General features: G+C 38.4%; 27 protein-coding genes and 1 tRNA gene. 2 read left to right on the top strand and 26 right to left on the bottom strand.

Going from position 1 to position 23,290, the window contains the following annotated elements; translation table 11 throughout:
* Positions 1-113 precede the first annotated feature (113 nt).
* On the bottom strand, positions 114-863 hold the full coding sequence (locus tag AC3CH7_RS18550) for a TPM domain-containing protein (protein ID WP_031417792.1): 750 nt from the start codon (positions 861-863) through the stop codon (positions 114-116).
* The gene (locus AC3CH7_RS18555) at positions 863-1,444 is read right to left on the bottom strand and encodes a LemA family protein (RefSeq protein WP_031417793.1); all 582 of its coding nucleotides are present in this window, start codon (positions 1,442-1,444) and stop codon (positions 863-865) included. The genes AC3CH7_RS18550 and AC3CH7_RS18555 overlap by 1 nt, the downstream gene beginning before the upstream one ends.
* A gap of 138 nt (positions 1,445-1,582) precedes the next feature.
* Between AC3CH7_RS18555 and AC3CH7_RS18560 the strand changes: the two genes are divergently transcribed.
* Positions 1,583-2,197, top strand: coding sequence for a spore coat protein (locus AC3CH7_RS18560; protein WP_012292238.1), 615 nt, complete (start codon positions 1,583-1,585; stop codon positions 2,195-2,197).
* A 54-nt stretch (positions 2,198-2,251) separates the two neighbouring features.
* Here AC3CH7_RS18560 and AC3CH7_RS18565 read toward each other — a convergent pair whose 3' ends face one another.
* The 4 genes from AC3CH7_RS18565 to AC3CH7_RS18580 all read right to left on the bottom strand — a co-directional run bounded on the left by AC3CH7_RS18565 (position 2,252) and on the right by AC3CH7_RS18580 (position 5,127).
* The gene (locus AC3CH7_RS18565; RefSeq protein ID WP_012292237.1) at positions 2,252-2,974 is read right to left on the bottom strand and encodes an amino acid ABC transporter ATP-binding protein; all 723 of its coding nucleotides are present in this window, start codon (positions 2,972-2,974) and stop codon (positions 2,252-2,254) included.
* Positions 2,971-3,675 carry an amino acid ABC transporter permease gene (locus tag AC3CH7_RS18570; protein ID WP_031417795.1) on the bottom strand — a complete coding sequence of 235 codons (705 nt, stop codon included), beginning with the start codon at positions 3,673-3,675 and terminating at the stop codon, positions 2,971-2,973. Before AC3CH7_RS18570 ends, AC3CH7_RS18565 begins: the two co-directional genes overlap by 4 nt.
* An 83-nt stretch (positions 3,676-3,758) precedes the next feature.
* On the bottom strand, positions 3,759-4,553 hold the full coding sequence (locus AC3CH7_RS18575; RefSeq protein WP_325881903.1) for a basic amino acid ABC transporter substrate-binding protein: 795 nt from the start codon (positions 4,551-4,553) through the stop codon (positions 3,759-3,761).
* A 499-nt stretch (positions 4,554-5,052) separates the two neighbouring features.
* A tRNA-Arg gene (locus AC3CH7_RS18580) sits at positions 5,053-5,127 on the bottom strand.
* Positions 5,128-5,443: 316 nt separating this feature from the next.
* Between AC3CH7_RS18580 and clpP the strand changes: the two genes are divergently transcribed.
* Entirely contained in the window at positions 5,444-6,037 is a 594-nt protein-coding gene (clpP, locus tag AC3CH7_RS18585) for an ATP-dependent Clp endopeptidase proteolytic subunit ClpP (RefSeq protein WP_008173241.1), read from the top strand.
* Between the two features lie 50 nt (positions 6,038-6,087).
* Here the strand turns inward: clpP and AC3CH7_RS18590 are convergent, their stop codons facing one another.
* The 20 genes from AC3CH7_RS18590 to AC3CH7_RS18685 all read right to left on the bottom strand — a co-directional run bounded on the left by AC3CH7_RS18590 (position 6,088) and on the right by AC3CH7_RS18685 (position 23,271).
* Entirely contained in the window at positions 6,088-6,345 is a 258-nt protein-coding gene (locus tag AC3CH7_RS18590; protein WP_004228023.1) for an HPr family phosphocarrier protein, read from the bottom strand.
* Between the two features lie 113 nt (positions 6,346-6,458).
* Positions 6,459-7,406, bottom strand: coding sequence for a DNA-binding protein WhiA (gene whiA / locus AC3CH7_RS18595; protein WP_008173244.1), 948 nt, complete (start codon positions 7,404-7,406; stop codon positions 6,459-6,461).
* Positions 7,407-7,499: 93 nt separating this feature from the next.
* On the bottom strand, positions 7,500-8,468 hold the full coding sequence (locus tag AC3CH7_RS18600) for a gluconeogenesis factor YvcK family protein (protein WP_012292233.1): 969 nt from the start codon (positions 8,466-8,468) through the stop codon (positions 7,500-7,502).
* A 4-nt stretch (positions 8,469-8,472) separates the two neighbouring features.
* A complete protein-coding gene (rapZ, locus tag AC3CH7_RS18605; RefSeq protein WP_012292232.1) occupies positions 8,473-9,366 on the bottom strand; it encodes an RNase adapter RapZ in 894 nt (297 codons plus the stop codon).
* A 9-nt stretch (positions 9,367-9,375) separates the two neighbouring features.
* Positions 9,376-9,843 (bottom strand): NUDIX domain-containing protein, encoded by a 468-nt coding sequence (locus AC3CH7_RS18610; RefSeq protein ID WP_012292231.1) that lies wholly within the window; start codon positions 9,841-9,843, stop codon positions 9,376-9,378.
* Between the two features lie 328 nt (positions 9,844-10,171).
* Positions 10,172-11,116 (bottom strand): thioredoxin-disulfide reductase, encoded by a 945-nt coding sequence (gene trxB, locus AC3CH7_RS18615; RefSeq protein WP_012292230.1) that lies wholly within the window; start codon positions 11,114-11,116, stop codon positions 10,172-10,174.
* 231 nt (positions 11,117-11,347) lie between these two features.
* The gene (locus AC3CH7_RS18620) at positions 11,348-12,871 is read right to left on the bottom strand and encodes a tetratricopeptide repeat protein (RefSeq protein WP_031417798.1); all 1,524 of its coding nucleotides are present in this window, start codon (positions 12,869-12,871) and stop codon (positions 11,348-11,350) included.
* 90 nt (positions 12,872-12,961) lie between these two features.
* The gene (gene hisIE, locus AC3CH7_RS18625) at positions 12,962-13,579 is read right to left on the bottom strand and encodes a bifunctional phosphoribosyl-AMP cyclohydrolase/phosphoribosyl-ATP diphosphatase HisIE (RefSeq protein ID WP_488381820.1); all 618 of its coding nucleotides are present in this window, start codon (positions 13,577-13,579) and stop codon (positions 12,962-12,964) included.
* Entirely contained in the window at positions 13,576-14,337 is a 762-nt protein-coding gene (gene hisF / locus AC3CH7_RS18630; RefSeq protein ID WP_012292227.1) for an imidazole glycerol phosphate synthase subunit HisF, read from the bottom strand. The genes hisIE and hisF overlap by 4 nt, the downstream gene beginning before the upstream one ends.
* Positions 14,331-14,963 (bottom strand): imidazole glycerol phosphate synthase subunit HisH, encoded by a 633-nt coding sequence (hisH, locus tag AC3CH7_RS18635; RefSeq protein WP_012292226.1) that lies wholly within the window; start codon positions 14,961-14,963, stop codon positions 14,331-14,333. The genes hisF and hisH overlap by 7 nt, the downstream gene beginning before the upstream one ends.
* Positions 14,960-15,559, bottom strand: a complete 600-nt coding sequence (hisB, locus tag AC3CH7_RS18640) for an imidazoleglycerol-phosphate dehydratase HisB (protein WP_012292225.1) — start codon at positions 15,557-15,559, stop codon at positions 14,960-14,962. Before hisB ends, hisH begins: the two co-directional genes overlap by 4 nt.
* A gap of 4 nt (positions 15,560-15,563) precedes the next feature.
* The gene (gene hisD, locus AC3CH7_RS18645; protein ID WP_036217819.1) at positions 15,564-16,838 is read right to left on the bottom strand and encodes a histidinol dehydrogenase; all 1,275 of its coding nucleotides are present in this window, start codon (positions 16,836-16,838) and stop codon (positions 15,564-15,566) included.
* A gap of 32 nt (positions 16,839-16,870) precedes the next feature.
* Positions 16,871-17,515, bottom strand: a complete 645-nt coding sequence (gene hisG / locus AC3CH7_RS18650) for an ATP phosphoribosyltransferase (protein ID WP_012292223.1) — start codon at positions 17,513-17,515, stop codon at positions 16,871-16,873.
* The gene (locus AC3CH7_RS18655) at positions 17,508-18,680 is read right to left on the bottom strand and encodes an ATP phosphoribosyltransferase regulatory subunit (RefSeq protein ID WP_031417804.1); all 1,173 of its coding nucleotides are present in this window, start codon (positions 18,678-18,680) and stop codon (positions 17,508-17,510) included. Before AC3CH7_RS18655 ends, hisG begins: the two co-directional genes overlap by 8 nt.
* A gap of 250 nt (positions 18,681-18,930) precedes the next feature.
* On the bottom strand, positions 18,931-19,473 hold the full coding sequence (locus tag AC3CH7_RS18660) for an acyltransferase (protein ID WP_012292221.1): 543 nt from the start codon (positions 19,471-19,473) through the stop codon (positions 18,931-18,933).
* Between the two features lie 5 nt (positions 19,474-19,478).
* Complete coding sequence (ppaX, locus tag AC3CH7_RS18665; protein ID WP_012292220.1) at positions 19,479-20,120, bottom strand: pyrophosphatase PpaX; 642 nt, start codon at positions 20,118-20,120, stop codon at positions 19,479-19,481.
* A gap of 13 nt (positions 20,121-20,133) precedes the next feature.
* Complete coding sequence (gene lgt / locus AC3CH7_RS18670) at positions 20,134-20,955, bottom strand: prolipoprotein diacylglyceryl transferase (RefSeq protein ID WP_012292219.1); 822 nt, start codon at positions 20,953-20,955, stop codon at positions 20,134-20,136.
* Positions 20,956-21,000: 45 nt separating this feature from the next.
* On the bottom strand, positions 21,001-21,936 hold the full coding sequence (hprK, locus tag AC3CH7_RS18675; protein WP_031417807.1) for an HPr(Ser) kinase/phosphatase: 936 nt from the start codon (positions 21,934-21,936) through the stop codon (positions 21,001-21,003).
* A 122-nt stretch (positions 21,937-22,058) separates the two neighbouring features.
* Positions 22,059-22,376 carry a cytochrome c551 gene (cccB, locus tag AC3CH7_RS18680; RefSeq protein ID WP_031417808.1) on the bottom strand — a complete coding sequence of 106 codons (318 nt, stop codon included), beginning with the start codon at positions 22,374-22,376 and terminating at the stop codon, positions 22,059-22,061.
* Positions 22,377-22,428: 52 nt separating this feature from the next.
* Positions 22,429-23,271 carry a YitT family protein gene (locus tag AC3CH7_RS18685; protein WP_031417809.1) on the bottom strand — a complete coding sequence of 281 codons (843 nt, stop codon included), beginning with the start codon at positions 23,269-23,271 and terminating at the stop codon, positions 22,429-22,431.
* Positions 23,272-23,290: the final 19 nt, after the last annotated feature.

The raw sequence follows: 23,290 nt of genomic DNA on the forward strand, positions 1-23,290 counted from the left end.
GTTTACGTTATATCGATAGTCGATATATTATAAATTATACCATTTTATGTATTTTTGTCAATATTTTCATATTTAAAGCGAACTAAACCATTAGCCCGCTGTTGTGACGTATATTAAAATTTTCGGCTTGCCCCGCCTCCTGCTGAAGAACCGCCACCAAACCCTCCAAAACTGCCACCACCTGAGCGTCTCCCACCAAAGCTGCCAGGGTAACCACCATAGCCTCTCCCACGTGGTCCACCTCCACCTTTCGAAAAGAATGAGGAAAAAATGATGACCGCTATAATGATGACAATCATGAGCCAAATGGGTATTTCTTCATCTGCATTTGCGCCAGCTGGTAATTCACCATTCCAGTTATACTCTTCTGCTACAGCACGAAATACCTCAGCATATGTAGCTAGAAAGGCTTGATCATTATCACCTTCACTTGCGAGAGGGTAAAAAGCATTATCTAAAATACGCCCTAATTTACCATCTGGTAATGCTCCCTCCAAGCCTTGACCAACAGCTATTACCACATCATTTTGTCCTTTACCCTGTCCAAATGTAGCGAGAATCAGGGCACCATTATTTTTCTCTTTGTCCCCAATGCCCCAAGAGCGTATCAGCTTTGTCGCATACATCTTCGCCTCCTGCCCATGAAGGCTATCAACGGTTACAACCATAATTTCAGCACCCGTTCCTTTATCCAACTGCTCTGAATAATGGTTTAATTTCTGTTTTACATCTAAAGATAAGACATTAGCAAAATCATGAATATACGTATTTTTCATTGGCGACGGCATTGCCGCTTCCGTTATATCCCTGCAAAAAAGAAGCACAGAACAAATGATAATCAGCTGTAGTATACAACGTTTCATCACTGTGTACCCGATTGACTAAAATCAATAGCTGGCGCTTGTTCGGCACCCGCAGTAGCTTTAAAGTATTCTTTTTGTTCAAAACCAAACATCCCTGCCATTAAATTTCCAGGAAATCGTTTAACATGTTTATTAAATTGTTGTACTTCATTATTGTAATCCTCACGTGCTACTGCCAAGCGATTCTCTGTGCCTGCAAGCTCATCCATTAACTGCCGAAAATTTGCATCTGCTTTTAAGTTAGGATAGTTCTCCACAACTACCAGTAAACGACTTAGTGCACCAGTTAAGGTATCATTCGCAACAGCTTGCTGCGCAGGAGAATTAGCATTGCCCATTTGAGCTCGTGCGTTGGTAATATCGGCAATGACCTGCTGCTCGTGATTCGTATACCCTTTCACAGATTCAACCAAATTGGGAATTAAATCATAGCGGCGTTGGAGTTGGTTTTCAACCTGTGCCCATTTGGAGTCTACATTTTCCTCAGCTGCGACTAAACTGTTATATTTTGGAATCAGCACTAAGGCAAACACAATAAGCATGAGGACAATAATCCCAATTGGTCCAAACCATTTCTTCATGTTCAAAAACCTCCTTGACTTGCATTTCCTTTTGTTAGTGTTAGTCTACATTTTTGTCTTTGCATTTATACCGTATGAAATTCATTTGGCTTGACATACTAAATACTGCAACAAAAATTAATTGAGGAGGCGTTTATTTTGTCACAATCGTTTTACAATGAATCATCCAATCAAACAAATTTAAATCAACAACATAGCCTAAATCATGGTGGCCACGAAATGATGGACATGCATGAAGCAATTGGTGAAATTATAGCAGGTATGAACCAAGCTATCATTTTACGTCCACAAGTAAAGGATCAAGAACTACTCAGCATTTTGGATCGTCAATATAATTTTTCATTGGGCATGTATAATACAATTGTTGAGTCCTTTAAAACAGGTCATGATCCATCTGTTCCTACGGGGCGTTACCAAATGGAAACAGGAAATGATTTTAAATACGGTTTAACTCCAGGGCAACCAAAAAAACCGATGCAAAATGCTAATGAAATTAATGATGAAGCCATTTCAGGTTTCTTACTAGGCGCTCAGAAGGGTGTAGCAAAGTGTATGACGGCTGCCGCAACAGAAACGACAAACCCTGTAGTTCGCCGTGTTGTTGCTGATAGTATTCCCAACTGCATTGAAATGGCCTACGAATTATCTATTTACCAAAATAAACATGGCTACTATCAAGTGCCTCAATACTCACAACAGGATATGCAAACGATGCTTAATGCATTCGATACAACCTCTAATCCCCTTCATTAAAAATCAAAAGGCAGTCTATAGTGAGAAATTCTCACCACGGACTGCCTTTACTAATTATAGTACTTTTCCTAAAAATGCTTTAGTACGCTCACTTTGTGGATTTCCGAATAGTTCCTCTGGCAACCCCTCTTCTACTATATAGCCACCATCCATAAAGACTACACGATCACCCACTTCACGAGCAAAACCCATTTCATGTGTGACTACAACCATCGTCATTCCTTCAGCAGCTAGATTTTTCATAACATCTAATACCTCTTTTACCATTTCAGGATCAAGTGCTGAAGTAGGCTCATCAAATAAAATGGCCTTTGGTTTCATCGCTAACGCACGTGCAATGGCTACACGTTGTTGTTGTCCACCTGATAGCTGTTCAGGATAATTATAGGCTTTACTGTCGAGACCTACCTTATTTAACAGCTCATGGCCAAGCGCTTCAGCTTCAGAACGACTCATTTTACGAATTTGCATTGGCGCCATCGTGACATTATCGATAACGTTCATATGAGGGAATAGGTTAAATTGTTGAAATACCATTCCAACCTCAGCTCGAATCGCATTAATGTTCGTTTTAGGATCATTGATCTTCACATCTTCAATATAAATGGCACCATCTGTTACTTCTTCTAGCATATTAATGCAACGTAAAAAAGTACTTTTTCCTGAACCAGAAGGTCCAATGACACAAACAACCTGTTTTTCTTGGATTTCATAATCGATCCCTTTTAATACCTCTAGCTTACCAAAATACTTGTGTAGGTTTTCAATTTTTATCATCTTGCTTCCCGCCCTTCTGCCTTACGAGGGACATAACTATTGCTAAATCGTTTCTCAATAAATGCAACAATCTTCGTTACACCATAAGTTAATATTAAATATAGTAATGCAGCAACCATGTACGGTTCCCAGAAACGGAAGCTTGCACCTGCTACAACTTTACTAGCATATAGAATATCAGGTGCAGCAATGACTGTTACTAGAGAGGAATCCTTTAATAGTGCTATGAATTCATTCCCTAATGGCGGGATCATTCGTCTAAATGCCTGCGGTAAAATAACCTTACGCATCGCCTGGTTATGTGTAAGACCTAGAGAACGAGCGGCCTCCATTTGCCCCTTTGCAATACTTTGAATACCTGCACGAAAAATTTCAGCATTGTAAGCAGCACAGTTTAAAATAAGCGCGGTAATCCCTGAGACCATATATCCTAAAGAATGACCAAAAATGGTTGGAATAACAGCTAAGTGTATTAATAAAATTTGAACAAGCATTGGTGTTCCACGGAATAAATCAATATATAATTTTGATGGCCAGTATATCCATTTTTTACTTGATAATTTCCCTAGTCCTAAAAATAGGCCTAAAAGAATACCGCCAAAATAACCGCTAAGTGTCAAAATAAGTGTTACGCCAATACCTCGTATAAACATATCTCGGTAGTTCCAGACAATGTCCCAGCGTAGGTCAAAGATGTCCATCCGAAAACCCCATTTCCCCTTTAAAGTTACATCCATTAAATGAGTCGCTAGCATACTGCTTTGCGAGTGGCATTACCAGTTTGTTATTCGAAATCAGTACCTGTAATTTCTTTTAATTTGCCGTTTTCTTTAATCTTTTTCAAACCTTCATTTAATTTATCTAATAGCTCTTTATTCCCCTTTTGAACCATAAAGCCATAGTATTCTTTTTCGAATGCATCATCTTGAATAACTTTAATTTTTTGATCTGGATGCGCTTTAATATATTCGTATACTACTGCATTGTCTCCAATAGCTGCGTCAACATTACCATTTAACATCTCTTGAATTGCGATTGGCTGACTTTCAAAAGCCATGATATTTGTACTTGCTTCACCCTGTAGCTTTTTAGCTGCCATATGACCCGTAGCATTAATTTGTACGGACACCTTTTTATCTTTTAATTCATCTAATGATTTAATCTTTGAATCTTCTTTCACAACAATTAATAATTGAGACTCATAGTATGGCTCAGTAAAATCAAATGATTCTTTGCGCTCATCTGTAATGGTAATCCCTGAAGCACCAATATGTGTTTCACCGTTTTTAATTGTTTGGAAAACGGGTTCCCAACCAATATTATTCCACTCTACTTCGAAATCCATTTCATCAGCAATTGCTTTTAAAATATCGACATCAATCCCCACAATTTTCCCTTTATCGTCAACAGATTCAAACGGTGCAAAAGTCGCTTCTGTACCTACTTTATAAACTTTCTTGCCATCTCCACCTTCTGAAGGTGTACTACCCGAAGAGGCAGTATCCTTTGTCCCACATCCTGCAAGTGCTAAAGTTAGCGCTGCTATTATCATAAGTAACATCCAAGCTGTTTTTTTCATTGCATTTCCCCCTATTTCGATAATTTTCCATTCTGCGTATTATTTTTCGCAATTCGGAAATATTAGACTATTAGGTCAATTATATTAATATTATAGTATTTGTACAACAACTTTTCGCATAAAACTAAATATTTTTTCATATTCATTAATAAAGAAATCATTTAAATAGAAAAAAAATGCATTAATAACAAGAATATGAACCTAAAATTAATATATATACAATTGAAAAAATGCTAAATTTCGATAAATTTAAACAAAAAAAAAGAATCCCCTCAGAAAGGATTCTTTTTTTCGGCTATTACTAGCCTTCACGGTCAGTATGTTCACTAAAAAATAATTTGGAGTTGTTGCTTTTTTGAAGGTTTGAAAGGCATAAATAGGGGAATAATGCCAACTAGGACAGTATTCCCATTACTTTTCCTCTCTATCTCCACTAAGCAGGCTGCTAAACTACTTATTAGGAGATTGAGCTATTACAGTATATCTATATTCAGTAAAATGGCGCCCTCGGAGGGAATCGAACCCCCAGTGCAAGAACCGGAATCTTACGTGTTATCCATTACACCACGAGGGCAAAAAAAACAAAAAAAAAGTACTCACCCTAGGCTTACGAAAAGCATGATGTAGATAATCCTCATTTTGGAGCATACCTGCAAAATAGTGTTCTGTACTTTCAATCTTATAACCTTACCTATTATACAAACGTATCACATATATTTCAACCATATAATACAAAAAGAATTTATTTTTTTTTATTTAATTAATTTCACTTTAGCAGGGTTAATATTTGACCTTCCCTGACTATAATGTGTATGATAAGGTTACAGCTGAAATAACAATGAGATTTCAGCAAAGGTAATCGAATTTAGTTTTTTGAAGGAGGATTTAACATGAATTTAATTCCTACAGTTATTGAACAAACAAGCCGTGGTGAACGTGCATATGACATTTACTCACGTCTACTTAAAGACCGCATTATCCTTTTAGGAAGTGCTATTGACGACAATGTGGCTAATTCAATTGTCGCACAATTACTTTTCCTACAAGCAGAAGATCCAGACAAAGACATTTCTCTTTACATTAATTCACCAGGTGGATCAATTACGGCTGGTATGGCAATTTATGACACAATGCAAATTATTAAGCCAAAAGTTCAAACGATTTGTATCGGTATGGCTGCATCAATGGGTGCATTCCTACTTGCTGCGGGTGAACCTGGTAAACGCTTTGCATTACCAAATGCCGAAGTAATGATTCACCAACCACTAGGTGGGGCACAAGGCCAGGCGACAGAAATTGAAATTGCTGCTAAACGTATTTTATTCTTACGTGAAAAATTAAACGGCATTTTATCTGAACGTACTGGTCAACCACTTGAAGTTATTGCAAGAGACACAGATCGTGATAACTTCATGACAGCTGAACGTGCAAAAGAGTATGGTTTAATTGATCACATTATGCACCGTAGTACTGATAATAAATAGTAATAAAAAACCTCACAGAATTTCCTCTGTGAGGCTTTTTTACTTGTTAGTTAATCTTCATTTTCAATAATTGTTGCTAATGCTGTAACCGCTTGCTCAGCATCATTGCCTTCACTACTTAAAGTTACCTCCGTACCTTTAGCAACTGCTAAGCTCATGACACCCATTATCGACTTGGCATTAACTTTTTTTTCATCTTTTTCTAGAAAGATATCCGCACTGAAACGATTTGCTTCCTGCACAAATAGTGCCGCTTGTCTTGCTTGTAGTCCTAATTTTAATTTAACCTGGACTCTTCTCTCGATCATTCTCAAAACTCCCCTTCACTACCGTTCATCTATTAGTTTTATCTTACCTTACTTACTAGCAAAAGAACAATAAGCGATTACGCATGACATTCATACCTGAAAAGTATGAAAACTTAACCACCTATTTTTTCACCGCGTCTTAATGCATCTGCTATTTCATCGATTTTTCTTAAACGATGGTTGACACCTGATTTGCTGACAGTGCCACTGGATACCATTTCGCCAAGCTCTTTTAACGTAACATCTTGATACTCTACTCGTAATCGTGCAATTTCACGCAGCTTTTCGGGTAGTTGATCAAGACCAATTGAATTTTCAATAAATCGAATATTCTCTACCTGTCGTAATGCTGCTCCAATTGTTTTATTTAGATTGGCCGTTTCACAGTTCACAATACGATTGACACTATTGCGCATGTCTCGTAATATCCGAACATCCTCAAATTTCATCATTGCCTGATGGGCACCCACAATATTGAGAAAATCAGAAATTTTTTCTGCTTCCTTTAAATAAGTAACAAAGCCTTTTTTGCGTTCGATTGTTTTGGCATTGAGTTCAAATTCATTCATTAAATCCATCAATGCCTCGCCATGTTCTTTATATAAAGAATAAATTTCTAAATGGTAGGCGGATGTTTCTGGGTTATTGACAGAGCCTCCTGCTAAAAATGCGCCTCTTAAATAGGCTCTTTTTTGGCCATTTTTTTTAATGAGCTTTCTTGAGATCGTATGATTAAATTGAAAGTCGTCTGAGATGATTTCTAAATCAATTAACAGCTCGCGTGCTCCTTCTCTTACACGGCAAATATATACGTTATTTTTTTTCAATCGCATTTTCTTACGAACTAGCAATTCTACATTGTATGGATACAACTTTTTCATAATCGTATATAGTCTTCTGGCAATTGCAGCGTTTTCAGTTTGCACGTCCAAGCTTAGTTGTTTATTCGCAAAGGATAATGAACCATTCATACGAATTAGGGCAGAAACTTCTGCTTTCATACAATGATTGTCCGCTTCTATTTGGGTTAATTCCTTTTTCGTTTCTGAAGCAAAAGACATATCACGCCCCCCTTTCAATCATAATTTCTATGTATATGTTCATCTTACCATATACAACAAACACTTTATGTTTCTATTATCCGGTTGGTTCTCTTAGCGGTCATAAATACCGGCATAATCCACCAACCACTCTGCAACATTCGTAGCATTATGTCGAACCGTTCCATCTGGACGAATTGTAGCAATATCGCGCCTTATAACCTCTAATCCCATACTTTCAAGCTTTGCCACATCAAATGTCACTGGCTCTGCTCTTTCCTCTTTATATAATTCTTTTACAGGATTTGGTAGTTCTTCGTCATTCACTAAAATCGAATCAATAAAGGAAGCGCCAACATGCTTATGTATGGCAGATACATGGTCACCTGCTGTATAAGAAATGGTTTCACCTTTTTGTGTCATTAAATTACATACATACATTTTCCTTCCTTTTGCTTTTACAACAGATTCCCCAATCTCTTTGACAAGTAGATTTGGAATGATACTTGTGTATAAGCTTCCAGGACCAATTAATATATAGTCTGCACGCTGAATTGCTCGAATAGCTTCTGGTAACGGTTGCACGTTTTCGGGTACTAAAAAAACGCGATCAATGCGTTTTGTCGCTGTTGGGATTTTGGATTCACCTTCAATGATAGAACCATCCTCTAAGACAGCATGTAAGTTGATTTTTTTATTGGCTGCTGGTATTACACGGCCATGTACTTTTAAAACCTTTCCCATCTCACTTATAGCATGGTTAAAATCACCTGTAATATCAGTAAGTGCTGTTAACATTAAGTTCCCTAAGGAATGGCCACGTAAATCCTCTGATGCAGAAAAACGGTATTGAAACATTTGCTCCACTAGCGGTTCAATATCTGATAATGCCGCAATGACATTACGAACATCACCTGGTGGTGGGATATCATAATCATCTCGTAAACGTCCTGAAGAGCCGCCATCATCCGCTACCGTCACAATAGCAGTAATATCAAATGGATGGTGCTTGAGCCCACGAAGTAATGTAGATAGTCCTGTTCCACCACCAATTACCACAAGCTTTGTTTGCTTTTTCCCCATTCACTCATTCCTTTCTACGATTAATATCACGATGCGTAATAACCGTATTCTCTTTGCTGGCTAAATAAGCCCCAAAAAACTCCGCTAAAGTTACTGAACGATGCTGACCACCTGTACAGCCAAAAGCGATGACAAGTTGTGATTTACCTTCTTGGCGATAAAGAGGAATCATAAAGTCGAACAAATCTGTTAGTTTTTGTATAAGTATTTGCGTATCTTCCAAGGCTAAAACATAGGAGGAAACTTCTGTTTGAAGACCCGTCTTCGGACGTAGTTCTTCCACATAATAAGGATTTTTAAGGAAGCGAACATCAAACACTAGGTCTGCATCTATTGGCATACCATGCTTGAAGCCAAAAGACATGATGTTGACGGTAAAAATAGTATCTGCCTCACTGGCAAATTCTTTGACTATCTTTTCTCGCAATTGCTTAGGCTTCATGTTGGATGTATTATAAACAAAATTAGCACGACCCTTTACTTCCGATAAAAGCGCTCGCTCTTGCTTAATACCATCTAAAGGTAAGCCGCTTACTGCCAATGGATGGGCCCTCCTTGTTTCTTTATAGCGTCTTACTAATGTGGCATCATCCGCATCTAAAAATAAAATACGTGCTACAATGTCGCCTTCTTTTAGTATATGGTCTAACGCCCCAATAAGCGCATCAAAAAAGTTGCCTCCCCGCATATCCATCACTGCCGCAATACGTGTACTATTTTTTCCAGAATCTCTTAACAGAGTTAAAAAAGTTGTAAGTAACGCAGGTGGTAAATTATCAATACAGTAATACCCTAAATCTTCAAAGCTTTGAATAGCTACGGTCTTCCCAGCTCCAGACATTCCTGTAATAATAACCAATTCATGTGTTCTTTGTTGGCCTTCAACCACCACTGTCATGCAACTCCTTTATTGTTCTTTTGATATTTGTATTTTCTGATGAAGTAATTCAAAATTCGTTGTATAGTCAAACGTGCCATACTGAATACCAGATTGCGAAACAGCAAATTGTAAATTAGTGCGATCTCCTTCAGCCATTGGCAAATGTACTAAATCCTCTACTGGGTGCCATGCAAGTTTACCTTCTCTAGTTTCTACAAACGGTACACCTTCTACATCCCTAGCAACGAATGTATAAAGCATCCATTCATCTACGACTTCATTATTTTCTTTAATGACCATCGTATAAACACCCTTTAGGTGTACATGTAAAGGTATAACATTTGTCTCTTCTTGAAATTCACGAATAGCAGCCTCAAAGATGGACTCACCGCTTTCCATTTTTCCACCTGGAGCAACGTACCAACCTCGTCTTGGTTTCTGAAGTAATAATACTTTACCGTCTTTTACGGCAATTAAATTTGCAATTCTTTGCATCGGCACACCTCTAATCACTTTTGCATTCTACTCTCCATTATAGCAAGACACTGCAGGATTTGTCCTCATTTACAACTCTCATACCTAGACATTTAACAATTTAGTTTTAACTAAGAAATTAATGAAAAAAAGCGCATGCTCTTTTCATACTCTATACAAATAAAAAAGTAGGTTGTTCCCACCTAATTGAGGCGGAAACAACCTACTAAACAAAATAAAAGGGGGATTGCTAATTACACTTTAAATCATACACCTTTTATATGTCATTCAAGTTACAACAATATTAAAACCACATTAAAATTGTATTTTTTTCCTTATAATAGCCATGTTATGCATTAATTTTCTCTAATAGTTCTTCTACATAATGCTGTACAGCTTGTGCAGCAATACTGCCATCACCAGTCGCTGTAACAATTTGACGAAGTGATTTTTCACGTACATCTCCCGCTGCAAAGATACCTGGAATTGTCGTTTCCATATTATCATTTGTCAGGATATAACCAGCATCATTTAAAATACCTAAAGATTCGAATGGCTTTGTTAAAGGTAGCATACCGATATACACAAACACACCATCTGTTGTAAACTCTGACTCAGTTCCATCCACAGTTGATTGCAATGTAACACTGCCCACTTTACCATTTGCTTCATTAATTTCTTTTACTGTAGCATTCCAAATGAAATCAATTTTGTCATTGGCAAAGGCACGATCTTGGAGGATTTTTTGTGCACGTAATTTATCACGACGGTGGACAATTGTTACTTTATCAGCAAAGCGTGTTAAATATACGCCCTCTTCTACAGCTGAATCTCCGCCGCCAACAACTACCAGATTTTTTTGTTTAAAGAACGCACCATCACAAACTGCACAGTAGCTGACACCACGGCCGCCAAGTTCTTTTTCACCAGGCACACCCATTTTTTTATACTCTGCACCAGTTGTAATAATAATGGCACGTGTTTTATATTCTTTTGTACCTGATTTAATTGTTTTAAATTCTTCCCCATCGATGATTTCTGTGACATCACCATAGGCATATTCTGCACCAAATTTTTTAGCATGGTCAAACATTTTGGTAGACAGCTCAGGCCCTAAAATAGTATCGAAACCAGGATAGTTTTCTACTTCTTCAGTGTTGGCCATTTGTCCACCTGGGATTCCTCGTTCAATCATAAGCGTTGACAAATTAGCACGTGATGTATAAACAGCAGCAGTCATCCCAGCAGGGCCTGCACCAATAATGACTACATCATAAATTTTTTCTTCCGACATAAATACTTCCCCCTAAACAGAATACTTTTTATCTTCATTCAACAAATAGTAGTGAAAGTGTAACGTCACCTACATATGATCCCAACTTACAATAGAGGGGATGAAGATAAACCATTGGCAACTAGCAAGGAATAACAATCGAACGCAATGTTGCCAGGGCAAATTAATGATAACGTTAGTATGTTCATCGTATGTGAAAGTATAAAGTTATTCAACTATGTTGCTCACACACTAATTATGACTGCTTGGTAAAAAAGCTAAAATTTCATCAATATACTTCGATAAAGTGGCAACAGATACTCCATATTGTTGAGCTATTTCTTTTTTTGTTACTTTGAGCATTTGAGAGGATCTAAATAGATAATCATTTGCTCCTGCAATTGCAACAGGATTTGTAAAACGGTAATTTTGAATTAAAGCTTGTTCACACAGGACAAACCACATTTGAAACATAGGTACAATCAATGTTGATAATTTGCCGTACTGCTTTAATAAAATTTCTGGCACATTTACAGCACGCAGAAAGCTTGCCTCTACTTTATTTTTCTTATCAAATTCATGTCCAAGTGCATATGCTAAAAATAATTTCTCAAAAGCACCGAATTGCTCAATATTAACCCATTTAGGATGGGCGATTATTTCTTGCTTATGAGCCGTAGCTTTTAATAAAAACAGACCAAAGATGCGCTCACTTAAATAGCTACTTTCTAATTTTTCAACGATGAAATTCCGATCATGTTCCAACGCGTCTAGCGCAAATTCGTTATCATGTTGGCGCCAAGGCTCAAAGCCTTCTTTATCTGGATCTACCTCTAGCAGTTGACCCCAAGCACTTTTGGAAACCTCCTCATGCCCTGAAAAATAAGCGGCATGAGATAACCAAAAGTAAAAGCCCGCGTCGCCTACATAGCCTCTTTTTTGCATACTGCGCAACCATTTATAAGCTAATTCATATTGCCCTATTAAAGCTAATGTAGCACCTAGTTTATAACGATGCTCCCATGTATATGGCTGAATTTTAACAAGCACATTTAATAGCTCTTGCAAATCCTCTTCATTCTTTTCGTAATACGCAATCACTGTTAAGTTACATAGTGCATGTAAGTTTCCCTTATTTTCACGTAATACGGTATGTAAGAGAGCCTTTGCCTGTTCCTCTTCTCCCACATAAAAATAAGCAAGTGCAAGATTATTATACGCCGACCAAAAGGCTGGGCGATCTTCAATTAAATCTTCTAAAATAGTAATAGCTTCAGGAAAGTCGCCTTTTTCCATATGACGGCGAGCCTGTTCCTGACGATATAAATCTTCACCAGATCCTTCAAGCTCCTCAAACTCATCTTGCTCAAATGCAACAAATTCTAAAATTTCTGCTGCTTCATCTGCATAAGCACCTTCAGGCTCTAACTGCAAATACTCCTCAGCAAAGCGTTTCGCATCCTGCATGATTCCTACACAACCTGATACTTCCGCCATGTAAAAAATAATTTCTGGATTATCGGGATCAATTTGATAGGCACGACGAAGCAAATCATACGCTTCTTCAAAACGTTGACCTTCTAACTCTATAATAGCAAGCTGCAAGATTATCATAGGATCATCAGGGCTAAGATCAACTGCACGCTGCAAATATTTATAGGCTTTATTCATTTGTCCACTGTTCATAGCTTGAATTGATTTTTTATAATAATAGTCGCCTGTTGGAATGAACGACACTATATTCGATTGGTTCTTATTTTGACGTTTCTTTTCCAATACATTTCCTCCGAAACAAGAAATAAGGAACGTATTAAACGTTCCTTTACACAGTAAACCCTATTATACCACACAATTTATAATATGCTGTTATTTCTCCTCGTGACGTTTTTTCAACACATCTAGGACATCATATATACTTACTTTTTGTTCTTGTAGTAATACTAGAAGGTGATAAATTAAATCAGCTGCCTCCCACTTTACTTCTTCGGCATCGCGATTTTTTGCCCCAATAACCACCTCTGTTGCTTCCTCACCTACTTTTTTACAGATTTTATCGATGCCCTTCTCAAATAAATATGTAGTATAAGCTCCCACAGGCATTTCCTGTTCTCGCTTTTCAATTACACGGACAAGTTTTGCAATTATTTCTACAGAACCTACCTCAGTATTTTGCTGTACAACCTCCGTAAAGCAAGAAGCTGTACCGTTATGACAAGCTGGACCTTCTGGTAATACTTCCACAACTATTGCATCATAATCGCAGTCTGTTTTAATTGCTACAACCTTTTGCGTATGACCACTTGTGGCACCTTTATGCCAAAGCTCCTGACGTGAACGAGTATAAAACCAAGTTTCACCTGATTCCATCGTTTTAACGAATGACTCTTTATTCATATAAGCCACCGTTAATACTTCTTTCGTATTGGCATCCTGTACTACTGCCGTTACAAGACCTTTCTCATCAAATCGAATTCGCTCTATCATCTCACTGCCACTCCTTTTGCACGTAAGTATTCTTTCACTTGGGCTACGCTTGTTTCTTTATAATGGAAGATAGAAGCTGCAAGTGCTGCATCTGCATCAACTTCTTCGGCTAATACTTCGTAAAAATGTTCGGCATAACCTGCCCCACCACTTGCAATAACTGGGACTGACACAGCCTCTCGTACCGCTTTTGTTAATCCCAAATCAAAGCCAGATTTTTCTCCATCTTGATTCATACTAGTTAATAAAATCTCACCAGCTCCTAAACGCACCGCTTCCTTTGCCCAGTCTATAGCTGACCAAGTAGTTTTATTGCGCCCACCATGTGTATAAACCATCCATGTACCGTCCTCTTCACTATAGCGAGCATCGATTGCTACCACGATGCATTGGGCACCAAAGAAATCAGAGCCTTCTTGAATAAGGGAAGGGCGCTCTAAAGCAGAAGTATTGACAGAAACTTTATCCGCACCAGCGCGTAAAATACGCTTCATATCATCCAACGTTCGAATACCACCACCAACTGTAAACGGAATCGCTAGAGTAGCTGCTGTTTGTTGGACAACCTCTATCATTGTTTCGCGGCCTTCATGTGAAGCAGATATATCTAAAAATACAAGCTCATCCGCGCCTTGTTCATCATAAAATTTTGCTAGCTCCACTGGGTCACCAGCATCACGAATGGATACAAATTGTATCCCTTTTACAACGCGTCCCTCCTTGACATCGAGGCAAGGAATAATTCGTTTCGTTAGCATGATTTCACTCCTTTCAGCCATTGCTCTAATAAATATACGCCCAGCTCACCTGATTTTTCAGGGTGAAATTGCATACCTGTCACAGAACCTTTCGCTACAATACCTGGAACTTGTATACCACAATAGTCTGCATAAGCAACAAGTTCAGACTTCTCAATATTAGTGGCATAAAATGAATGAACGAAATAGACATGCTTTGCAGGAGCACTATTTTCTAACCAAGCAGGACGATTCGCCATAACTAATTCGTTCCAGCCCATATGTGGCACCCGATATGCTCGCCCCTCATTTGTGCCACTAAATCGCTTAATATGTCCTTTAAAGAAACCTAAGCCATTTGTTGGTGTGACCTCATCACTTTTTTCAAATAATAATTGCATCCCTAAACAAATGCCTAAAAGAGGGCGATGCTGGCTTTGGGCATTTTTTAGATAACAATCTAATTTTGTCTCTGCTAAACGCTTTCTAGCATCTGGGAATGCACCAACTCCTGGTAATATGAGTGCATCTGTAGTATCTAGCAATTGTTGATTAGCTGTCACTATGACCTCACAGCCAAGTCGATTCAAAGCTTGTACCACACTAAATAAATTTCCCATACCATAATCAACCACACCTATTTTCACGTTAACAGCCCCTTAGTCGATGGTACTCCTTTAACACGTGGATCAATTTCTACGGCAGCATCAATCGCCCTAGCTAAGGCTTTAAAAATTGCCTCAATAATATGGTGCGTATTATGCCCATAGGGTACAATCACATGTACATTCATTCGTGCCTCTAAGGCAAATTTCCACAAAAATTCATGCACTAATTCTGTATCAAAAGTTCCCACCTTTTCTTTTAAAGGGGGCACTCGGTATTCTAAATGGGGGCGATTCGAGCAATCAACCACCACCTGCGCAAGTGCATCATCCATAGGTACAAATGCCGTTCCATAGCGTTTAATGCCCTTTTTATCACCAAGTGCTTCTCGAATAGCTTGCCCTAACACAATGCCTAGATCCTCCGTTGTATGATGATCATCAATATAGGTATCCCCATTCGCTTGGATGGTCCCATTAAAAAGACCATGCTTGATAAATAAATCCAGCATATGATCCATAAAACCTACGCCCGTTTTAATATCTGCCTTCCCTTCACCATCTAAATCGATGGCTACTGAAATTTGCGTTTCATTGGTTGTTCGCTCTACTTGTGCATATCGTTTCTTTTCCGTCATTGTACTATTCCTTCTTCCATCCGCGAGATTCCACTGCACGTGCATGGCCCTCTAAACCCTCCATACGTGCGAGACGTGCAATTTTTGGTGCATGCTCTTGCCAAGTTTTTTCACTGTAATAAACAACACTTGATTTTTTCACAAAATCATCTACGTTTAAGCCACTAGCAAAACGTGCTGTGCTATTAGTTGGTAACACATGATTGGTCCCCGCAAAATAATCACCAACAGGCTCTGAACTATAACGACCAATAAAAATACCACCTGCATGCCTTATTTGTTCAGCGATCGCCTCAGCATTATTTGTCATAATTTCTAAATGCTCCGGTGCTAATGAATTAATCGCTTCCACTGCATCTGATACCGTTTCAGCTATATAAATGACCCCAAAATTTTCGATTGAAGCACGCGCTACTTCTTGACGTGGTAAAATCTCCAATTGTTTTTCAACTTCTTCAGCTACCTTTTTGGCCAATTCCTCTGAGGTCGTGACGAGAACAGCACAAGCTAATCGGTCATGTTCTGCTTGAGATAACAGATCTGCAGCAATTTCGTCTGGAAATGCAGTGTCATCAGCTAGTACTGCAATTTCGCTAGGTCCCGCAATCATATCAATGGCAACTTCCCCAAATACCTCCCGTTTAGCAAGGGCTACAAAAATATTTCCTGGGCCTGTAATTTTATCGACTGGTGCGATGGTCTCTGTGCCATATGCAAGAGCAGCAATTGCTTGTGCCCCACCTATTTTATAAATTTCTTCGATTCCTAAAAGCTGAGCCGCCACTAGGACACCTGCTGGCATTTTTCCATCAAGGCCTGCTGGAGAAGCAATCACAATACGCTTCACACCTGCTACCTGTGCTGGAATCACATTCATTAGCACCGATGAGGGATAGGCAGCTGTACCGCCAGGAACATATAATCCTACTGCATCTAGAGCTGTTACTCGTTGACCTAGCCAAGAACCGTCACCTAGCTCTAAGCGATAACCCTGTCGTGACTGTTGTTCATGATAAAGTCGAATATTTTGAGCTGCTTCCACCAAATCCTGATAGAGTTGTTGGTCAAGAGCATTTACAGCTTCTTGTATTTCCTCCTTCGTGACACGCAGGCTTGTAGGCATATACCCGTCCCAACGTTCTGTATAGGCACGTAACGCTACGTCTCCCTGTGTCCTCACATCTGTTAACACCTGTCTTACAACTTTTAACTGTTCCTCATTTCCACCTTCAAGTGGTCTTTTTAAGGAAATACCCTTTGCTAGTTTAGTTATTTTCATTGAATTAAACCCCTTCAGTTACTCATATGTAGCTAGATATGATTACTTTTTTGTTCATTCACACATTTCTTTAATCGTCTAACAAGGTCAATGATGCGCTCACCCTTCATACGATAGCTAACCGGATTAGCAATTAACCGAGATGACACAGTCGAAATAAATTCATATTCAACTAAGCCGTTCTCTTTTAATGTACGTCCTGTAGAAACAATATCGACAATTCGGTCAGCTAAACCAATCATAGGTGCTAATTCAATAGATCCATTAAGCTCAATGATTTCGACTTGCTCCCCGATGCCTTTATAGTATTTCATCGCAATATTCGGATATTTCGTCGCAATTCTAGGAGCAATTTCATTCATATCTGTATTTGGTAAACCAGCTGACGCGATATAGCAATTACTAATATTCAAATCCAGTAATTCATGTACCTCTCTCTGTTGCTCTAACAAAACATCCTTGCCAGCAATACCGATATCCGCTACGCCATGCTCAACGTAGACAGGCACATCCATTGGTTTAGATAAAATAAAGCGAATTTTCTCTTCTGGTATTTCAATCATTAATTTACGCGACATTTCGACCTCTTCTGGTAAATGAAAACCTGCCTTCAATAACATCTGATAGGCCTCTTCAAAGATTCGCCCCTTTGGCATTGCAATTGTTAATTCATTCACTACCAATTTCCTCCTGTCCAACTACAACTACTTCCGTAAAGTGAGCTAAAAAGGCTTCTTCATCGACTAGGCTACTACGCAACTGTAAAGTAGCTAATTTCCCTGCTGCCCGCAATGTGTTTACCTTTATTAAAGCTGCCTCAAATTGTTCTTCATCAAAAAGCACAACAGTTGCTTCTTGTTGCATCTCTGATTGCCCATGTAATGTTTCCAATAAACGATCGACACGAATGCTAAATCCCGTCGCACCAGCCTTTGATCCAAACACCTCTAACAATCCATCGTAACGGCCACCATTTCCTAATGGAAAACCACTACCTAAGGCAAATACTTCAAAAAGCATACCTGTGTAGTAACTCATATGACTTGAGAGTGTAAAATCAAACGTAACATAAGCAGCTAAGTCGGCCATTTCCAATAATTGAGCAAGCTGTTGCATATATACTAATGCATCATTTTTACGAACATATTTTTCAATATCGCGGATATCCTTCACATCCATTGCTTCTTCAATAAACTGGAGGAGGGCATCTGCTTTAGCTTTAGGTAAATTAAATGAATCTACCGCTTCTTCAAATCCAACATAATTTCGGTGGACAAGTAATGTTCTAAGGGTAGTTTGCTGTTCAATACTCTCTGTGTAATCTTGTAAAATGCAGTTTAGTATGCCTGCATGTCCAATCGTTACTTTAAACGCTTCTAGTTTTAAGTGCTTTAAAAGCTCCATTGCTGTCACAATCACTTCTGCATCAGCAAATACAGATTGGTCCCCTATTAATTCAATACCCATTTGATCGAATTCTGCTGGTCTCCCCCCTTCTGCTTCTTGTGCACGAAAAACACTTGCGAAGTAAGCTAAACGTTGAGGAATCATTTCTTTCAATAATTTCGAGGTGGCCACCCGAGCAATCGGGGTTGTCATATCTGGTCGGAGCACTAATGTATTTCCCTGACTATCTACAAGTTTAAATAAATGGGTATCAGCGATCGCAGAAGCTTTTCCAACTGTATCAAAATATTCAACAGCAGGTGTTTTAATAAACTCATATCCCCTTTTAGTTAAAAAATCTCTACCTGTTTGTCTTACCGCTTCAACTTTTTCAAAGATTTGTGGAAAGGTATCACGCATTCCAAGTGGCTTTTCAAACATTTTTATTGACGACATATGAACACTTCCTCACATCCACTTTAATTCACTAGAGTATTAGAGAATTAGATTATGAAAGAATTTTAACTTATTTCTGTTAAACAGTCAACGTATTCCCTCTAATTATCTAAATCTTTAAATTACTTTATGAAGAAGGTTGCAACTACCTGAAAATCTAAAATTAAAAGATTTGACGAGTAAATACCAACAAATAAAAGCTACTCCCAATTTTGGGAGTAGCTTTAGCTTTTTAGATATATGAATTTGATTATTTTTTAGGTGTACACCATTGCACAACTTCATGACGCTTACGCTCTGCCATTTGTTCTGCTGTATAAATAATTTGCATCGGATTTCCTCCTGCTAGACAGCCAGCCGGCACATCCTTATGTACAAGAGTTGCGGCAGAAACAATGGCACCATCTCCAATTGTCACACCTGGTAAAATTGTAGAATTCGCACCAATCATTACTTCATGGCCAATACGGACATCCCCTAAACGATATTCCTCTATTAAATATTCATGGGCTAAGATGGTCGTATTAAAGCCAATTACTGTATTATCCCCAATAAAAATACGCTCAGGATACATAGTATCTGGCATAACCATTAACGCTAGTGAAGTTTTTTCACCTATGGTCATTTTTAAAAATGTTCGATAAAGCCAGTTTTTCACACGTAAAAATGGTGTGAAGCGTCCAATTTGAATGACAATGAAACACTTCATCACCTTCCAAAAGGACACCGTGTCGTAGATTTTCCACAGTGAATTTGCTCCTTCGACACGGTAACGTTCTGTTTTACGCGCCATCTAACTTACCCCTCTTTCACAATATCCAATAAATCCGTCATATGATGCAATATATACTCTGGTTGGAACTGCTGTAAGTATGCCTCGCCTTTAATTGCCCAAGCGACACCAGCTGCTCTGACTCCTGCACGATGTCCTGCTTCAATATCATGCGAGTTATCTCCAATCATAATTGCATCATCTTTGTTGATCCCTAAACGTTCCAATGCAAGTAAAACTGGTTCTGGATCTGGCTTCACATTATGCACATCATCTGTTCCAATACGCACATCAAATAGGTGTGTAGCCCCAAGAATAGATAGCCCACGATCAATCGTATCATTCCGTTTTGTCGAAACAATCGCCAAACGAATCCCTTGTGCTTTTAATTGCTCTAATGTTGAGACAACGTCTGGGTATTGACTAACAAGTTCATCATGATGCTCTATATTCCAAGCTCGATATTTGGCTATCAAAGCTTCCTCTTCACCTGGTGCAATGTCATTAAATGTCTGCTTAAGTGAGGGACCAATGAATTTCAAGCAATCTTTTGGCGAAAATTGCCCGGGAAATCTCTCATTTAAAACATGCATAAATGTTTGAATGATTAATTCATTTGTATTCAGTAAAGTTCCATCAAAATCAAATAGTAGTGCCTTTACAGCCATATGTTACATCTCCTTATTTATTATCTAAGTATTTCATGGCTGGTTTAACCTTTATTCTACGATAAATAATGGCTCCAAGACCTACTACAATACCTATAATAGATACAATTTGAGCTGAGCGTAAATCACCGACTAGGTAAAGACTATCTGTACGCATTCCTTCAATGTAGAAACGACCAATGGAATACCAAATTAAATAACTGAAGAAAATTTCCCCACGATTTAAATTTACTTTTCGTAATATCAGTAAAATAATCAGCCCTATTAGATTCCAGACGGATTCATATAAAAATGTAGGATGTACATAAGTACCTAATTCTTCAATATACATTTGATTGATAATCCAATCTGGTAACATTAAATTTTCTAAAAATTCCTTTGAAACAGGCCCACCATAAGCCTCTTGGTTCATAAAGTTACCCCAGCGACCTATAATTTGTCCAATTAAAATACTAGGTGCTGCAATATCTGCTACTCGTAAGAAGCTTACATTTTTAATACGAGTAAATATGTAAGCCGTCACAAATGCTCCAATTAACGCACCGTGTATGGCAATACCACCATTCCATATCTCAATGATTTTACCTGGATTTTCACTATAGTAATCCCATCTCATTGACACATAATAAATGCGCGCACAAATGATGGATATCGGAACAGCCCACAATAATAAGTCTGCAAGAAAATCTTCAGGCAATCCTCGCTTTACGGCCTCTCGTTGGCCTACCACATACGCTAAAATAATACCCGATACGATGAGCAATCCATACCAACGAACTGGAATTGGCCCCAAATGAAAGGCAATCGGGTTAATTTGTAAAAGTAATAAATCCATCTTTTGCTCCTCTCCAATTATCTGTTACCAAAGATCGGTAAACTTTTAATCATCTAATACATCGTTCGACGAAATAACTTCATCTAAACGTCTTGAAAATTCTTCTGCCGCATTTACACCCATTTTCTTTAATCGATAATTCATCGCTGCTACTTCGATAATTACAGATACATTTCGTCCTGGTCTTACCGGAATTGTTAATTTCGTCAATTCTGTATCAATGATCTTCATCTTTTCTTCTTCTAAGCCTAATCGATCATATACTTTTTGTGGGTCCCAAATTTCTAGCTCAATAATGAGTGTAATACGTTTATATGGGCGGACTGCACTTGCACCAAATAGTGTCATAATATCAATAATGCCGATGCCTCGTATTTCCAATAGATGCTCTAAAAGAGGAGGTGGACTACCAATTAATAAATTTTCTGATTCTTGTCTAATCTCGACACAATCGTCAGCTACTAAACGGTGACCTTTTTTGACAAGCTCAAGTGCTGTTTCACTTTTACCCACGCCACTTTTACCAATAATTAGTATGCCGATGCCATACACATCCACAAGTACACCATGTGCAGCTGTCATTGGTGCTAATCGGCCCTCTAAATAGTTGGTCAATCTACTTGAAAATTTGGTTGTTGTCATATGTGTTTTAAAAACAGGAACATGCTTTTCGTTGGAAGCTTGAATCAGCTCCTCAGGTACTTCTAAATCCCGAGAAATTATAATTGCAGGTGTATCTTGGGAACAAAGTAAGCGCATCCGTTCAAGCTTAACATCTGTTGGTAACATTTCAAAAAAGGATAGCTCCGTTTTGCCAAGCAATTGTACCCGATTGGCTGGATAATGCGTAAAATACCCGGCCATTTCAAGTCCTGGCCTTGAAATGTCACTTGTCACAATCGTTCTGCCGATTCCTTCCTCGCCTGCTAATAACTCTAACTTAAATTTCTCCATAACATCTCTCGTTAATACTACAACCAATGAAAAAGCCTCCAATCAATGGATAAAGTTCTCCTTATTTTAGCATGTCTATGTATAAAAGAAATGTATTTACTCTTAATGAAAAAAACTAGCGGCTCTCCAGTCCGCTAGTTTTTGAATTATTATTTTTTAGTAGCTAACCATTTAGCAACTGCTTCAGCATCTGCGCCTTTTACAATTCCTCCAGGCATGCCACCTTTACCATTATTAATAATATCTAAAATTTCCGATTCCGATAAACGAGAACCTACATCGTTTAATGCTGGTCCATTGGCACCTTGTAGCTCGCCACCATGACATGTAACACATGATTTCATTGCGATAGCTTCTCCATCTGGAGCAGTGGCACCTTCATTGTTAGTTGCCTCTTTATTTCCGCCTCCACAAGCTGCTAAGAAAATTGCTGAACCGAACACTAATGTTAACATTGCCTTTTTCATTAGTACCCCTCCTCATAATCGATAATTACCTTACGCCGCCATTATACCAAAATTATGCACGTTTGAAACCTTCTCCTAATACCTCATAGGCATCCGAAACAATGACAAACGCTGATGGGTCAACGCTTTTAATGAGTTGTTTCAGCTTTGTGAATTCTGTCTGATAAACAACAACCATAAGAACTGGTCGCGCTTCTCCTGTATAGCCCCCAAATGCTTGTAACTTAGTGACACCCCGATTAATTTCAGCATAAATGGCTTCACGTACTTCATCTTGTTTCAACGTAATAATATAGACCATTTTTGATTGGCTAAAACCTAGCTGAATAATATCAATCGTTTTGGTTGTTACATAAAGTCCAATCAGGGCATACAAACCTTTCTCTAAATCAAAAACAACTGCTGCACTAATCGCTATGATTCCATCTATTAACAGTACACTTGTACCAAGCGTTAATCCTGTATACTTCGTAATGATTTGCGCTAGTAAATCAGTGCCACCAGTAGAAGCATTCCCTTTAAAGACTAGTCCTATTCCTAAACCAACTACAATTCCCCCAAAAAGAGCTCCAAGCAAAGGATTATCCGTCCAAGGCTCCCAACTATTTGTTAGCAAGACAATAAACGGTAAAGTAATCGTCCCAATAAATGATTTTATGCCAAATTTTTTGCCGAGTAATAAAACACCAGCAATAAATAGTGGAATATTAAAGGCATATTGCACAATACCTGGATTCCAGCCAAATAAACCATGCAAAATTGTACTAATTCCACTTACCCCTCCGGAAGCAACCTGATTTGGTAATAAAAAGACATTAAAACCAATAGCAATCACTGCCGCTCCTACAATAACATACACATAGTCCACAATGTTTTCCCTAACATCATGTTTCATTTCCCCACGCCCACTTCAA

Source organism: Lysinibacillus sp. F12, from assembly GCF_057773605.1.

Bases quoted from the DNA above. Each gene is read 5' to 3' on its own strand.
- AC3CH7_RS18550 (WP_031417792.1), bottom strand. From the start codon at position 863: ATGAAACGTTGTATACTACAGCTGATTATCATTTGTTCTGTGCTTCTT.
- trxB (WP_012292230.1), bottom strand. From the start codon at position 11,116: ATGTCGGAAGAAAAAATTTATGATGTAGTCATTATTGGTGCAGGCCCT.
- AC3CH7_RS18570 (WP_031417795.1), bottom strand. From the start codon at position 3,675: ATGGACATCTTTGACCTACGCTGGGACATTGTCTGGAACTACCGAGAT.
- lgt (WP_012292219.1), bottom strand. From the start codon at position 20,955: ATGGATTTATTACTTTTACAAATTAACCCGATTGCCTTTCATTTGGGG.
- AC3CH7_RS18555 (WP_031417793.1), bottom strand. From the start codon at position 1,444: ATGAAGAAATGGTTTGGACCAATTGGGATTATTGTCCTCATGCTTATT.
- clpP (WP_008173241.1), top strand. From the start codon at position 5,444: ATGAATTTAATTCCTACAGTTATTGAACAAACAAGCCGTGGTGAACGT.
- AC3CH7_RS18685 (WP_031417809.1), bottom strand. From the start codon at position 23,271: ATGAAACATGATGTTAGGGAAAACATTGTGGACTATGTGTATGTTATT.
- AC3CH7_RS18610 (WP_012292231.1), bottom strand. From the start codon at position 9,843: ATGCAAAGAATTGCAAATTTAATTGCCGTAAAAGACGGTAAAGTATTA.
- hisF (WP_012292227.1), bottom strand. From the start codon at position 14,337: ATGCTAACGAAACGAATTATTCCTTGCCTCGATGTCAAGGAGGGACGC.
- whiA (WP_008173244.1), bottom strand. From the start codon at position 7,406: ATGTCTTTTGCTTCAGAAACGAAAAAGGAATTAACCCAAATAGAAGCG.
- AC3CH7_RS18655 (WP_031417804.1), bottom strand. From the start codon at position 18,680: ATGTCGTCAATAAAAATGTTTGAAAAGCCACTTGGAATGCGTGATACC.
- hisD (WP_036217819.1), bottom strand. From the start codon at position 16,838: ATGAAAATAACTAAACTAGCAAAGGGTATTTCCTTAAAAAGACCACTT.
- AC3CH7_RS18575 (WP_325881903.1), bottom strand. From the start codon at position 4,553: ATGAAAAAAACAGCTTGGATGTTACTTATGATAATAGCAGCGCTAACT.
- rapZ (WP_012292232.1), bottom strand. From the start codon at position 9,366: ATGACAGTGGTGGTTGAAGGCCAACAAAGAACACATGAATTGGTTATT.
- AC3CH7_RS18660 (WP_012292221.1), bottom strand. From the start codon at position 19,473: ATGGCGCGTAAAACAGAACGTTACCGTGTCGAAGGAGCAAATTCACTG.
- AC3CH7_RS18565 (WP_012292237.1), bottom strand. From the start codon at position 2,974: ATGATAAAAATTGAAAACCTACACAAGTATTTTGGTAAGCTAGAGGTA.
- hisIE (WP_488381820.1), bottom strand. From the start codon at position 13,579: ATGATAGAGCGAATTCGATTTGATGAGAAAGGTCTTGTAACGGCAGTA.
- AC3CH7_RS18590 (WP_004228023.1), bottom strand. From the start codon at position 6,345: ATGATCGAGAGAAGAGTCCAGGTTAAATTAAAATTAGGACTACAAGCA.
- cccB (WP_031417808.1), bottom strand. From the start codon at position 22,376: ATGAAAAAGGCAATGTTAACATTAGTGTTCGGTTCAGCAATTTTCTTA.
- hisB (WP_012292225.1), bottom strand. From the start codon at position 15,559: ATGACGGAAAAGAAACGATATGCACAAGTAGAGCGAACAACCAATGAA.
- AC3CH7_RS18600 (WP_012292233.1), bottom strand. From the start codon at position 8,468: ATGGGGAAAAAGCAAACAAAGCTTGTGGTAATTGGTGGTGGAACAGGA.
- ppaX (WP_012292220.1), bottom strand. From the start codon at position 20,120: ATGGCTGTAAAGGCACTACTATTTGATTTTGATGGAACTTTACTGAAT.